18 protein-coding genes are annotated in these 13,287 nt (G+C 39.8%); 7 read left to right on the top strand and 11 right to left on the bottom strand.

The genetic code is table 11. The features are described from left to right. Positions 1-433 precede the first annotated feature (433 nt). The 6 genes from CBM15_RS15945 to CBM15_RS15920 all read right to left on the bottom strand — a co-directional run bounded on the left by CBM15_RS15945 (position 434) and on the right by CBM15_RS15920 (position 4,139). Positions 434-748 carry an acyl-CoA dehydrogenase gene (locus CBM15_RS15945; protein ID WP_087618256.1) on the bottom strand — a complete coding sequence of 105 codons (315 nt, stop codon included), beginning with the start codon at positions 746-748 and terminating at the stop codon, positions 434-436. A 12-nt stretch (positions 749-760) separates the two neighbouring features. Continuing rightward, the gene (locus tag CBM15_RS15940) at positions 761-1,390 is read right to left on the bottom strand and encodes a response regulator transcription factor (RefSeq protein WP_014824376.1); all 630 of its coding nucleotides are present in this window, start codon (positions 1,388-1,390) and stop codon (positions 761-763) included. Continuing rightward, positions 1,383-2,408, bottom strand: coding sequence for a sensor histidine kinase (locus CBM15_RS15935; RefSeq protein WP_087618255.1), 1,026 nt, complete (start codon positions 2,406-2,408; stop codon positions 1,383-1,385). The genes CBM15_RS15940 and CBM15_RS15935 overlap by 8 nt, the downstream gene beginning before the upstream one ends. After that, positions 2,405-3,079 carry a cell wall-active antibiotics response protein LiaF gene (gene liaF, locus CBM15_RS15930; protein WP_087618254.1) on the bottom strand — a complete coding sequence of 225 codons (675 nt, stop codon included), beginning with the start codon at positions 3,077-3,079 and terminating at the stop codon, positions 2,405-2,407. Before liaF ends, CBM15_RS15935 begins: the two co-directional genes overlap by 4 nt. 67 nt (positions 3,080-3,146) lie before the next feature. Beyond that, the gene (locus CBM15_RS15925; RefSeq protein WP_014824375.1) at positions 3,147-3,773 is read right to left on the bottom strand and encodes a PspA/IM30 family protein; all 627 of its coding nucleotides are present in this window, start codon (positions 3,771-3,773) and stop codon (positions 3,147-3,149) included. A 12-nt stretch (positions 3,774-3,785) separates the two neighbouring features. Continuing rightward, positions 3,786-4,139, bottom strand: coding sequence for a lmo0954 family membrane protein (locus CBM15_RS15920; RefSeq protein ID WP_008408060.1), 354 nt, complete (start codon positions 4,137-4,139; stop codon positions 3,786-3,788). A gap of 237 nt (positions 4,140-4,376) precedes the next feature. Between CBM15_RS15920 and CBM15_RS15915 the strand changes: the two genes are divergently transcribed. Next, positions 4,377-4,598, top strand: coding sequence for a YneF family protein (locus CBM15_RS15915; RefSeq protein WP_008408061.1), 222 nt, complete (start codon positions 4,377-4,379; stop codon positions 4,596-4,598). A 145-nt stretch (positions 4,599-4,743) separates the two neighbouring features. Next, on the top strand, positions 4,744-5,217 hold the full coding sequence (locus CBM15_RS15910) for an S-ribosylhomocysteine lyase (RefSeq protein WP_065216991.1): 474 nt from the start codon (positions 4,744-4,746) through the stop codon (positions 5,215-5,217). 132 nt (positions 5,218-5,349) lie between these two features. Here the strand turns inward: CBM15_RS15910 and CBM15_RS15905 are convergent, their stop codons facing one another. Further along, positions 5,350-6,303 carry an alpha/beta hydrolase gene (locus CBM15_RS15905; protein WP_087618253.1) on the bottom strand — a complete coding sequence of 318 codons (954 nt, stop codon included), beginning with the start codon at positions 6,301-6,303 and terminating at the stop codon, positions 5,350-5,352. Between the two features lie 172 nt (positions 6,304-6,475). Here CBM15_RS15905 and CBM15_RS15900 point away from each other — a divergent pair, with 172 nt between their 5' ends. Together CBM15_RS15900 and CBM15_RS15895 are read left to right on the top strand one after the other, a co-directional pair. Next, positions 6,476-7,654 (top strand): acetyl-CoA C-acetyltransferase, encoded by a 1,179-nt coding sequence (locus CBM15_RS15900; protein WP_193433803.1) that lies wholly within the window; start codon positions 6,476-6,478, stop codon positions 7,652-7,654. 21 nt (positions 7,655-7,675) lie between these two features. Beyond that, positions 7,676-7,930, top strand: a complete 255-nt coding sequence (locus tag CBM15_RS15895; RefSeq protein WP_008408065.1) for a YqkE family protein — start codon at positions 7,676-7,678, stop codon at positions 7,928-7,930. 265 nt (positions 7,931-8,195) lie between these two features. On the opposite strand, the gene CBM15_RS15890 is transcribed toward CBM15_RS15895, so the two are convergent. Together CBM15_RS15890 and CBM15_RS15885 are read right to left on the bottom strand one after the other, a co-directional pair. Then, positions 8,196-8,675, bottom strand: a complete 480-nt coding sequence (locus tag CBM15_RS15890; protein WP_087618252.1) for a VanZ family protein — start codon at positions 8,673-8,675, stop codon at positions 8,196-8,198. Beyond that, positions 8,672-9,562, bottom strand: a complete 891-nt coding sequence (locus CBM15_RS15885; protein ID WP_087618251.1) for an aldo/keto reductase — start codon at positions 9,560-9,562, stop codon at positions 8,672-8,674. Before CBM15_RS15885 ends, CBM15_RS15890 begins: the two co-directional genes overlap by 4 nt. Before the next feature lie 88 nt (positions 9,563-9,650). Here CBM15_RS15885 and CBM15_RS15880 point away from each other — a divergent pair, with 88 nt between their 5' ends. The 3 genes from CBM15_RS15880 (at position 9,651) to fur (ending at position 11,304) form a co-directional block, all read left to right on the top strand. Next, positions 9,651-10,196 carry an NUDIX domain-containing protein gene (locus CBM15_RS15880; protein WP_087618250.1) on the top strand — a complete coding sequence of 182 codons (546 nt, stop codon included), beginning with the start codon at positions 9,651-9,653 and terminating at the stop codon, positions 10,194-10,196. Positions 10,197-10,262: 66 nt separating this feature from the next. After that, positions 10,263-10,772, top strand: a complete 510-nt coding sequence (locus CBM15_RS15875) for a hypothetical protein (protein ID WP_008408069.1) — start codon at positions 10,263-10,265, stop codon at positions 10,770-10,772. A 64-nt stretch (positions 10,773-10,836) separates the two neighbouring features. Then, positions 10,837-11,304, top strand: a complete 468-nt coding sequence (gene fur, locus CBM15_RS15870; RefSeq protein WP_008408071.1) for a ferric iron uptake transcriptional regulator — start codon at positions 10,837-10,839, stop codon at positions 11,302-11,304. 185 nt (positions 11,305-11,489) lie between these two features. On the opposite strand, the gene CBM15_RS15865 is transcribed toward fur, so the two are convergent. Beyond that, positions 11,490-11,834 (bottom strand): YflT domain-containing protein, encoded by a 345-nt coding sequence (locus CBM15_RS15865; RefSeq protein ID WP_087618249.1) that lies wholly within the window; start codon positions 11,832-11,834, stop codon positions 11,490-11,492. 136 nt (positions 11,835-11,970) lie between these two features. Further along, on the bottom strand, positions 11,971-13,287 hold the full coding sequence (locus tag CBM15_RS15860) for a hemolysin family protein (protein ID WP_087618248.1): 1,317 nt from the start codon (positions 13,285-13,287) through the stop codon (positions 11,971-11,973).

Here is a 13,287-nt window from a genome sequence, read left to right as displayed (position 1 = left end):
CTTCTAAAACAGACTTTAAAATGTATTCTTTTGTTTGTGCGTCTAATCGCTTACGAGTTTGTTTTTCTTTCATCGGTTCCACGTCCTTTTTTAGATATCTTAATCTTAAAGTGTCTCTTAAGACGTGTCCATTTTTTATACTAACCTCAGATTATCTAATAAACCGTAAGAAGTTCTAATATAACAATGCCGATGCATTCCATAGCTCCCCTGAAAGCCTATAAAGACCGGTTCTTCGACCAAAAACACCTGATTCTCTAATAAAGCCATCAGAAGTTCTAATATGTCACACCGATCTTCTAATAAACCGAAAAAAGTTCTAATAAATCAGTGAAAGGCGTACTCCATACCCCCTTAAAGCCCCGGACCACCCCTAAAAAAACCGCCCCAAAAGTTATCAACTAACCTTCAGGACAGCTTCAGCCATTCATTGCTATTTCTTCTTTTTATCCTTCACAAACGCAAACACGATTAATCCTACTTGAATCACAACGATTGCGATAAAAATGTAAAAGTTTTTCGAGGAACTTGCTAAATTTAGTTCATCTGCCAAAATTCCTGCAATCGACTGCAATTGTGCACTTAATAAAATAATGAGCGCACCAATAAATAACATAATCTTAGGATTGATACTAAAGCCCAGCAGCACGATAATGAACAAAGCTGAGAAAATCAGCAATAGGGTGAACAGGGGATCCAGTAATGTGAGTGTCCCGTCTTTTGCGAAGTTTTCGTACGTAAATGTCATGAATAATTCTCCTTACTTTACTAAGCCATTTTGAAATGCATAGACGACAGCCTGTGTGCGGTCCTGCACTTCGAGTTTACTTAAAATGTTGCTGACATGGGTTTTGACCGTTTTTAATGCGATAAACAGTTCTTCCGCGATTTCCTGATTGGCAAGGCCGCGAGCCATACATAATAGGACTTCCATTTCCCGGTCTGTTAAATGGTTATGCAGGGCAGGGGCGGTACCGCGCATGCGTGCCATTACCCGTGTCGTTGCTTCCGGCTCCAAAACCGTTTCTCCGTCCATCGTTTTCCGGATTGCGTCGGCAATTTGTTTGGCGTTGCTCGTTTTCAGTATATAGCTGACAGCACCTGCTTCAAGGGCAGGGTATAATTTATCGTCATCGATAAAGCTCGTGACAATCATTACTTTTGCTTGCGGCCATTGTGCCAGAATTTCTGCAGTCGCTTCAGCACCCGTTTTAATCGGCATCACATTGTCCATCAGCACAATATCCGGTTTTAGTGCCAACACTTTATCAATCGCTTCTTCGCCGTTTGTCGCTTCACCGATGACTTCGATATCGGGTTGTGCCGATAAATAGGCAGCAACACCGATTCGAACCATTTCGTGATCATCTACTATGACAACTTTAATCATTCATTTGTTCCTCCTTTTTGAGCGGAACTTTCACTTCGACAATTGTTCCTTCATCCGGTACAGAGACAATCTTATACGTACAGCCAATTTCGACAGCGCGTTCGGCAATATTGCGCAGCCCGTAAGAAGTCGTTTTATCTCCCTCCAAATTAAAGCCAAGGCCATTATCCTGAATGCGCAAAATCGCAAGCTGATCACGTGCGATTAATAACAGCTCGACTTCTGTTGCTTTTGCATGCCGTAAAGTATTTGATAAAGCTTCTTGGGCAATACGGAATAAATGATCTTCCTCCGCTTTCGATAATCCGATCTCTTCGATCTGGTAATCAATATTGAAATACACTTTTTCCTGTAATTCTACAATTAGATCTTCTAAACCTTCTGCCAAGCTTTTATTATGCAAAGCAACAGGTCGCAAGTGAAGGAGAAGGGCGCGCATTTCGAGCTGTGCCTGCTGGACGATTTTTTCCACCTGTTTGAGCTGCTTTTGTGCAAGATCATCTTGACGCTGTTCTGTAAGCGCGGAGAGTAGCATAGATGCCGCAAACAGCTGTTGGGAAACAGAATCATGCAGTTCCCGCGCAAGACGCTGACGTTCTGCGAGAAGCCGCTCCTGGACGATGGCGTCATTTGTTTCCACTTTTTCATTGGAAAGTCGCTGTAAAGATGTCCGCTGTGTTTCAATTAATTCGTTCGTTTCGCGCAAGGCCTTTTTTAACGAACCATTTGCTTTCTTGAATTTTTGTGCAAAATCAGGCTCTGCTACCTTTTTCACGATGCGGGTCATCTGATTTTCTTTTATTTTTAATGAAATCGATATCCATAAAGAAATAAAGAAGCTGGTCGTTGTTGCGGTAATGGCGATCACTGCGACAATCGGTATCGAATACTCATCGCTTTCCCATAAAAAACGCCAAGTCTCTTCCTTCGGCTGACCGAGCAGGAAAACAAAAATATTCAGAGCAAATGTCGCAAAAACCATCATCAATATAAAAAATCGTATTATAAATGCAATCATCCGCGCTGCACCTCCACATCACCAATCCACGATGTCACATAAAGGACAAGGACACGTTTGGCATCCATTTCTCCATCCTCAAAATGGAGCTGTTCATTAATACACTGCTTTGGCGCATAGTGCAGGCATGCTGCTTCACCATATAAAGTGGAATAATGAAGCTGAATCGTCACTTCATAAGGTACGATAATCCGTACTTTTCCAAGAGATTGATGTATCACTATAATTGATTTTCCGTTTGGTAAAATGGTTTCGGTCGTATCGATTGTAATATCGCCGATAAAGCGTTGAATATGAATATCCTTCCAATGATAGCTTTCTGTTGGAGCACCCGTTGTTCCGATCAATATATTTTGGTTGGATGTATTGGCAAGCTGACTTTTGATTTCCATCACTTGCTCTTTTTTCGTTAAGTATTGGTATAAAATAAAGATAAGCACACCAATGATTAAAAGGCGCAATGTCCAAATATTAATTATGGCAAAGAATAATAGAACGAGTCCCGTCCATAATAAGTAACGTTTCTTCTTTTTAAAGCTGAAAAAGAGAAACAGTGCACCTAAAATCAGTATAAACACGGTGCCATTATTGAAAAGAGTTAATTCGATTAATACGACAAGTGCCATACTCATCGCGATAATTGCAAGCTGATCAGACGTGATTTTCGGCATAGTGCCTCCCCCTATAACGTACAAAATGGAGAAAGCACGATGCCTTCTCCTTTAACGCATTATATCATTATTTTTGCTGTTCTATGAGTTTTTGTTCTTTTTCAAGCTGTGCCAATCGAGCTTCAAAAGTAGTTATTTCATATTTACGCTCAATATTTTGTGATAATTCATCAATATAAGTTGATAGTTCATCGAAATTACCGGCATTGTCAGATGTAAGAACTTTATCCATCTGGTGGTTGGCACGCACAACATTTTCCTTGCCCATCAGCTCAAGTTGGCGCACTTTCATGTCTTTAATTTTATGTTTCATCGTTTCGAATTTGCGTTCCAGTGCAAAGTATTCAGTATTGGCCGCATCAATGCTTGCAAGAAGGGCATGCTTTCTGGCAGTGTAAGCTGTGACTTCTTCCTGTGCAAACGCAATCAGTTCAGCCTCTTCTGTCGAAAGTGCCAATTGAAGCTGTTTTTCACGCTTCTCAAGCATTTCGATTGTTTGGGAAAGCTGCAGTTCCAGTTCTTTTTTAAGCTGTGCCTGACGTGCAAGTAATTTACCTGTTTCTTCGGTTTGTTTTTCTGCTTCACGAATATAGTGGTTCAGCATTTTAATCGGGTTTTTGTCCACCTTTTTGTCAAACATATCATGTAAATCTGCCTGTATTGAATACTTAAATTTTGTAAATAAATTTTTCATTGTCCATCGCTCCTATTTATTTAAATTTGCCCATTCACGTTCAAAGTTTGTAAATGGATCTTCTTCCTCTTTTTTACCTGGTAAAAATTCAATCTTTTCGTTTTTACGTGCTTTATAAAGATAAAACAATACGCCGATCGCAGCTAAACCGATAAAGCCCGGAATGTTTGATAATGCACTTACTAAACCGGCTAAAGCGACAACAAGGCTCATTACTTTTCCGAAAGTTGATTTACTTTCTGTGTAATAGTGCAGACCCGCTGCTAAAAGTGCTCCTGAGATTAATAAGCCGGCTACCGGTGCGAGCAGGCAAAGTGCGATGATCGCTGTGATAAAAGCCGCTGAATATAAGAAAAACTTTTTCATTATGTGTTCCTCCTTGTAGTTGATATGTTCATGTTACCGTGGATTTAAAAATCCGATAACGACCTGTTACTGTATTTTCATCTAGGTCTCGAGGCTGAGATGGACTCAGACGGCTATTTGCATGACTTAACTTCTGTCAAGAGAAGTTAAAATATATAGAAACGTAATAACTTTTATTGTATAATGCTTGTTGGAGAGTTTTTCTCGGTACATAAGTAGTGGAGGAGGTTGGACAAAATGGCTTTATGGTTAGGTATTACACTTATCGTCGTAGCTTTAATCGGGGGCGTGGCAATTGGGTTCTACGCAGCTCGTCAATATATGATGAAGTATTTAAAAGAAAACCCGCCAATTAATGAACAAATGATTCGCGTGATGATGGCACAAATGGGACGTAAACCGTCTGAAAAACAAGTGCGTCAAATGATGGCACAAATGAACAAGTTCCAAGATAAATAATAAAAAGTTGGACTACCTTTCGCATTCTATTGAGTGATGAAGGTAGTTTTTATTTCCTCTAAAACAAAATTCAGAATATTTTGTTGAAAAGAAAAATAATCTAGTCTATCCTTATATAGATTGTAAGTATTGGAGGGACAAATAAATGGCAACAGAAAAAACGAATGTAGAGAGCTTTGATTTAGACCATACGATAGTGGTTGCACCGTATGTACGGTTAGCAGGCACAAAAGAAGGGGCAAAGGGCGATGTCGTGACAAAATATGATATCCGCTTCAAGCAGCCGAATAAAGAACATATGGAAATGCCGGCACTTCATTCACTGGAGCATTTAATGGCAGACCGTATCCGCAATCATAGTGACGCAGTTGTTGATATCTCGCCAATGGGCTGTCAAACAGGCTTTTATGTCTCCTTTATGAACTATGATGACTACGAAGGTGTGTTGTCGATTTTGGAAAAGACTGTTCAGGATGTGTTGGCGGCGACTGCTGTACCTGCCTGCAATGAAGTCCAATGCGGATGGGCGGCAAGCCATAGTTTAGAAGGTGCACAGCAGTTGGCCAAAGAATTTTTAGCAAAACGCGATGAATGGCATATCGTTTTTAATAATGAATAGGTAATGTGAAGTGCCCTCAGATAAATGGGGGGCTTTTTTGTTTGGGCGGGGGATGAATAAGGAGAATTAGTTCCGGTCCCACTAAAAAAGCACTTCCTGTTCAATGACATGAACAGAAAGTGCTTATTACCTTTATAGTAAAGAATCCGTTATATTGCGGTATGCCGGTACATAGTCGTGCAAGAACTTGGCAACCGTTTGCTCATAATCACCCGGGTTATCATTGAATGATTTCGCATGCTCTCCTTTTTCAAACAGTTTCAGCATTTTAGGTTCGGGTTTTTGTTCGTACAGTTCTTCGGTCATAGAGGAAGGAATGAAATCATCCGGTGTACTGTGAATAAAGAGGACAGGTTTTTGAATGTGTTTCACTGCATCAATCGGCATCACTTCCTTAACAGAATAGCCATCGCGAATCCGCATGAAAAAGTCTGCAAAAGGGAGTGTATATTTCGAATCAATTGGTACAACACTTTCAAAAATCCGCTTTAATAGTTCTGGGAAGTTCGAAAAAGCACAGTCGGAAACATAGAAATCCGCATTATCGGCCAGCGTACCTGCAAAGAGCAGGGTTGTAGCCGCACCCATTGATTCCCCGTGAATACCTAGCAGGGCGTCTTCACCGGTAATAGTTCGGATTGTCTCAACTGCTGCCTGTAAATCGTATTTTTCATAATGGCCGTAACTCGTTGTTTTCCCTTGTGATTCTCCGTGACGGCGATGATCGTACACAAATGCATTAAAACCTAGCCGTTCAAACATACGGGCATAGCGCATCGAGTTGATTTTATTTTCTGTGACACCATGACAGATAATCACTGTATTTTTCGTTTCCAGAGGTTTTAAATAGATGCCGCTTATTGTATAGCCATTTGGGGAATCGATCGTTAAAATTTCTTTTGGACAGCCTTCATACCATGCTTCGTCAAAGCGTTTTGCCGCAATTTCACGTTCACGGATGAAAGCATCGTCCTTTTTCTTTATATACATAATGTGATTTGTCATCACGACACCAGTGATCGTTGTAGCAGCTGCCAGCAGTGTTGTTACAATACTGCCAGATAAAAACAGTGTACGTTTTTTCATGAAAATCACTCCTTAATTAATTTAATATTCGATGAATTATTGTGATAAATCAACTAATATGTATCTATTTACTATTGGAAACTTTTGTGTGAAAAATACGAAATATTTGATAAAATCTTTGTAAGCTCATTTGCTCACAAAGGGACCATTCACAATAAAGGGGGATATATTCATGACAGAAGTTGTAATAGTAAGTGCAGTACGTACGCCAATTGGTGCTTTTCAAGGGGCATTAAAAGATATTTCAGCTCCGACTTTAGGGAGTATCGTAATAAAAGAAGCGTTAAATCGGGTTCAATTAGATCCGACGACAGTTGATGAGGTTATTATGGGGAATGTTCTCGCAGCAGGTTTAGGTCAAAACCCGGCAAGACAGGCAAGTATTCAGGCTGGTCTTCCATACACCGTTCCAGCGATGACAATTAATAAAGTATGTGGTTCAGGCTTAAAGGCCGTTCATTTAGCAGCACAAGCAATCATTGCCGGGGATGCAGATGTTGTTGTCGCTGGAGGCTTTGAAAATATGAGTCAAGCACCATATATTATGCGAAATGCAAGAGAAGGTTTCCGCATGGGAGATCAAAAAATTGTCGATACATTAATTCAGGATGGCTTATGGTGTGCATTTAATGATTATCATATGGGAATCACTGCTGAAAATCTGTGTGGACAATACAACATTTCACGCCAGGAACAGGATGAATTTGCAGCAAGATCACAGGCTCGTGCTTCTGAGGCGATTTCTGCAAATAAATTTGCTGAGGAAATTGTTCCGGTAGAAATTCCTCAACGTAAAGGGGATCCGATTCTATTTACACAAGATGAATATGTGAAACATGGAACAACAGCAGAAAAATTAAGCGGATTACGACCTGCTTTCAAGAAAGAAGGTTCGGTTACTGCAGGGAATGCTTCAGGTATTAACGACGGAGCAGCAGCGGTTGTTGTTATGTCAAAGCAGCGGGCTTTTGAATTAGGCCTTACACCACTGGCTACAATCGTCGCAAATGCGAGCGCTGGGGTTGATCCTTCTGTGATGGGAATCGGACCGGTAACAGCGGTGAAAAAAGTCTTGGCGAAAGCGAATGTAACATTGGATGAAATGGATTTAATTGAAGCGAATGAAGCGTTTGCAGCACAGGCGATTGCAGTTGATCGCGAATTGGCGTTCAATCATGATAAACTAAATGTAAATGGCGGGGCAATTGCACTTGGTCACCCAATTGGGGCAAGCGGAACACGCATTTTAGTTACTTTATTACATGAAATGCAAAAACAAGATGCAAAATTAGGTCTTGCAACTTTATGTATTGGTGGGGGACAGGGTGTTGCAACAATTGTACAACGCTAAAATTAATTGTAGGTGAAAATAATGGCAAAAAAGAAACAGCAAAGAACGACGAATGAATTCGAGCTTCCAAAGGATAAGGCGGCAACATTGGCCGATCAGCTAGGCGGCGATGTATTGGCCAAGCTAAAGGCAGCGAAGCAGGAAATGGTTGCAGACGAAAAGGCGAAAGAGGAAGAACGTCTGGCAAAAGCGGCATTCGAACGAAAACAACGCGAAAAAAATATGAGCTTTGAAGAACTGTTAAATCAATACGGTGACAAAGGTTCAAAATTTTAACGGGTATCCGAAACGACCCGCTAGAAGCTTAATATATTTGTAAGATGTTGAGAAAGAACAAAGATTTTATTGGATAATGAGATAATCCTTATTAAGAAACGGATATTTTATAAAATTGATTGGAATGGAGGGCGACTCCTGCGGGAATAGCGTGACGCCTGAGACTACAGGCTCAGGCCACGCCCGCGGAAAGCGTCCCGGAATGGAAATCAATTTTTAAGCACAGCAAAAAGCCATTTTTCTCCCAGAGAAAAATGGCTTTTGGTTATGTCCTACCTACTTTTTTAAATACTACAAGAATAAGTTTTGCCAACACTAACAATGTCAGTGCGCCACATGCATCCAGTACGACATCTTCAACGAGGCCGCTGCGACCCGGAATCGTACTTTGGCGGTATTCATCGAGACTTGCGATCAGTACGGTAGTAATAAAGGCAAGCAATGCTGCAAAGCGCCATTTCAGTTTCCGATACAAAATATAGACTGTAACCGCTAATAAACCGTAGCCGAAAAAATGCGTTGCTTTCCGAATAAGAAATTCAAGGAATTGAAAGTAGCCGCGAGTTTCGACTGATATAATTTTTCCCCAATAAGGAATTTCAAATTGACTTAACCATTCTTCAAATGGCTTGTCTTTTAAAAGGTCTTTTAACGCCGGAATAATCGTTTGCTGTTCATAGCTCATATTGGACATGACGATGACCACCATTACCCCGACAATGACGAGAGCAATCCATTTTTTCATCTATGCTCAGTGTAACGGTCGGTTTTCGTCCATTTGTCGATCTCCGAAATATTTTGCAGCGATTGCGCTTTTTCATAGGCATCCAGATTTTGTTTCAGTTGTGTAAGTGTACGCGCACCAATGACTGTTGAAGCAACCGTTGAATACTGTAAATTGAAAGCGAGGGCTGCTGCATGAACATCGCCGAATTGCTGTTCGATTTTCTGCAATACATCGTTTGCATCCGCTTCATCGTAACTCATAAAGGGCTTTAAGCGTGTACGCCATTCATTTGTCAGCAAGCCTTTTGCAATTGATCCGCGTGTTACGACAGAAGCGCCAGTCTGTTGAATCGAATCGAAGAATTCACTTGCACGTTCATCAAAAATATTAAACTGCATCATATTGCTGATTGCATCACTGTTTTGCAGAAATGGCATGAACACGTTCGGACGGATGGAGGAAATGCCATATTCGCGAATAAGTCCTTCTTTTTTCAGGCTTTCAAATGTGTCGGTAATTTCTTCCCAGTTATCTTCAGTCGTTCCGCCATGTAGCTGGTAAAGATCCAGGTAATCTGTCTGTAGACGCTGCAGACTGTCACGTACAGCTTTATTAATATAATTTGCGGACGTATCCCAGCCCCATCCTTCCTTTCCTTCTTCCCAACGATTTCCGACTTTTGATGCCAGGTAAATATTGTGGCGGTGTTGTTTCAGTGCAGTGCCAACAACTTTTTCATTTTCTCCTTTATTATACAGGTCTGCGGTATCAAAATAATTAATGCCTGCATCAATTGCAGCATGAATGACCTCTTCTGCTTCTGCTGGATTTGGAGGTAATGACATACAGCCTAGACTAATTTCAGAAATATGAAGATTGCTTGTACCTAATTGTCGTTTTTTCATCTTAATTTCCTCCCTGGTTCAATATTTTAGAAAAGCTCTTACTAATGGTACAATGAACATAAGCAAGAGAACAAGTGGAGGCATGGTCATGAAAAAATTTGAAGAAAAAACAATTCAGTCCCAACCTATTTATTCCGGGAAGGTTATTTCATTAAAAGTAGACGATGTATCGCTTCCGAATGGTGAAACAGGGAAGCGCGAAATTATTAATCATCCAGGTGCAGTTGCAGTAATTGCCATCACAGAAAACAATAAAATTTTACTTGTGGAACAATACCGTAAAGCTCTTGAACGTTCCATTGTAGAGATTCCTGCCGGTAAGCTGGAAAAAGGGGAGGAGCCTATTGTAACGGCTCGCCGTGAGCTGGAGGAAGAAACGGGGTATACGTCTGATCATTTCGAATTTGTTCAGGCTTTCGCAACTTCTCCGGGATTTGCGGATGAAATTATTCATATTTACGTAGCAGAAAAGTTAAAAAAATTAGACATTCCGGTTGATTTGGATGAAGATGAATTTGTAGAGTTAATGGAAGTATCGCTGGAAGAAGCTGAAGCGATGGTTGCGGACGGCCGTATTTACGATGCCAAAACGGCTTTTGCGATTTTATGGTTGAAGTTAAAAATGAATATTTAAATCAATAATTGTTTACGCATAAGGACAATTTATGTGCATAAGTTGTATGGACAAGGAGGCGTCCAAATGCGTAAATATCTATATATTCAATATACTTCGATGATTGTCGTATGTTTCATTTGTGGTGTGGTATGTTATCAGTTATTCGATATTGGACAAGTGCAGCAAATTATTAAATATAGTGATCGTAGACTGCTCCAAATGGAAAAACCTGAATTGCTTTGGAGTGTAGTTCCTTTCATAGTTGCCTTAAGTATTGTATTATTCTTTTCGACACATAAATATTTGCCGCGTATCGGCCTTATTTTTATTGCGATAAAAGTAACATTTTTAGGCTTTAGCTCGGTCTATTTACTCGTACAGCATGAATCTATTAAACTCTATGCATTCTGGTGGTTTCCGTTTCAGTTAATATATTGTGTATTGTTAATTATGCTTTATCAAATAACAACTAAAACTACGAATAGACGAGCATTGAAAACGGTGATGCCATGGAAAAAGGTAATTTTCCTTATAGTGGTGATGATAATTGTTTTTGCAGTCGAATATTTAGCAATTACTTATTTATTTAAATAATCATTATCTTGTAATGAGATTTACTCATTTGGTATAATGAAAAGAGTTTAGGAGGGCGTCACATATGGAGAGCCGTATTGATCGAATTAAAAAGCAACTGCATAGTGCGAGCTATAAGCTGACGCCACAGCGAGAAGCAACAGTAGCGGTTTTATTGGAGCATGAGGAAGATCATTTAAGTGCTGAGGATGTTTACTTATTAGTAAAAGAAAAGGCACCAGAGATTGGACTAGCTACTGTATACCGTACACTGGAGCTTTTAACAGAGCTGAAAATTGTCGATAAAATTAATTTTGGTGATGGCGTATCCCGTTATGATTTACGTCAAGAGGGCGCGAAGCATTTCCATCATCATTTAGTTTGTATCGAATGTGGCGCAGTAGATGAAATTCAAGAAGATTTACTAGAAGATGTAGAAGAAATTGTGGAGAAACGTTGGAACTTTATTATCAAAGATCACCGTCTGACATTCCATGGCATCTGCTGGCGTTGTCATGACAATAATGACAACTCTGGAGACAGCGATGCATAATCTATAATCAAAAAAAGAGCAGCGTATCTTGCTGTTCTTTTTTTGTGTGTAAAAATAGAATTGAAGAATTCTATGTTCAATGGCTCGTTCGTGGAATAGACGAAGAAATCCCATTAATTCTCAGTAGACAGTAAAAAAACTCCATTTCCCTCATTTGAGGAAAATGGAGTTTTTAATATTTTTATTTATTTCCCAGGATGATGGGCAACAATCAGGATTTTACCTGCATCCAGATCATTCTTTGCTGATGCATGTTCATTTTCGCCTACACCAATATCAGCAAGCTGGTGGTGCAGATCTTCAGGAGTACTTTGGAAGAAGTTTTTGATCGATGCCAGGAAGCCTTTGTCATCTTCCGTTGTTTCAGGCGTTTTGCTCGCATCCACATTGAAAAAGTCTGCAATGTCTTCTGCACGCTTATTGCTGTTTGCGAAAACATGAATATGATCGCGATCATAGCCCTCGGTAATAAATGATTCGATTACTGATTTTGCTTGCACACCGTTTTCTACTGATTTGATAATTGCCATATATATACACTCTCCTTTTGTATGAATACTTATTGTATTCCCGAAGCTCTTACAATTAAAACGTTACGAGATTCATACAGTCGTATTTAACTTTCAGGAGAATGTGCATACAGATGAAAATTATCTTGTCTACAGGTTACTGTTCAATGAGATCATGCACCTTTTTGATTTCTAAAAATTGTAGCTGATGGCCATCAATTTCATGGATCTTAAATGCATAGTTTTCAAATATAAATGTATCTTCAATATTCAGGTCAGGCATGTTTGTGAAGTACCAGCCGCCGATTGTATCAACATTCGCGTCTTCGATGTCCAGAAAGAGCAATTTAGAAATATCTTCAAGCAATACTTTCGAGTAGACTAAATAATGGTCTTCACCGATTTTCCGAATATCTGAAACTTCATCATCGTCAAACTCATCACGGATTTCACCAACAAGTTCTTCCAATATATCTTCAACGGTAATCATGCCGCTCGTACCACCGTATTCATCGAGCAAAATGGCAATGTGAATACGTTTTTTCTGCATAATCTGAAGTAAACTTTGAATAGGCGTTGTTTCAATTGTATGGATAACTGGATTGATGAAGTCTTCAAGCTTAAATGTTACCGGGTCAATCCTGTTATTCATACCAAGTGTTAAAAAATCTTTAATATTTAAAAAACCTAATATATTATCGCGGTCCCCATTGTAAACCGGGTAGCGGGTATAGCGTTCCTCTGAAACTTGTGTTAACACTTCCTCGAACGTTGCAGTTACATCGAAGCCGATAATATCTGTTCGGGGAACCATAATTTCACGTGCGATTTTATCGTCGAATTCAAACACATTGTTTACATATTTTAATTCATTGACATTAATCTCGCCGGATTTGTAGCTCTCCGATAGAAGCAGGCGCAATTCCTCTTCAGTATGTGAGAGTTCATGTTCGCTCGCTGGTCGCATCCCGAACAATTTTAATAATAAACGTGCAGAACCATTTAATAGCCAGATTAAAGGGAACATAAGCTTATAGAATAATTGAATAGGCTTTGCGAATGCCAGTGTAATAGCTTCTGCTCTTTGAATAGCAATCGTTTTAGGTGCAAGTTCACCTACTACTACGTGGAAGAATGTCGCTAAAAAGAATGCGCCACCTAATGTAAACCAATGAATATATTCTGTGCCAATTCCGATCGATTCGAACAGAGGGTGAAGTATAAACTCAAATGTGGATTCACCGACCATACCGATTCCTAGTGCTGTTACCGTAATACCTAATTGACAGGCCGATAAATATTCATCAAGGTGGGTTGTTACATTTTTAGCTGAAACGGAACCGGCTTTACCTTCAGCTACAAGTTGGTCAATACGGGATTGACGTACTTTTACGATCGCAAATTCCGTTGCAACGAAAAAGGCAGTAAAAGCGATTAAAACCGAGAAAATAATTAAGTTAATGATTGTGGTCAA

Source organism: Solibacillus kalamii, from assembly GCF_002174535.1.
GTDB classification, from domain to species: domain Bacteria; phylum Bacillota; class Bacilli; order Bacillales_A; family Planococcaceae; genus Solibacillus; species Solibacillus silvestris.
The sequence above is the reverse complement of the archived record's forward strand: the minus strand, read 5'-3'. Positions and strand labels throughout refer to the sequence as shown.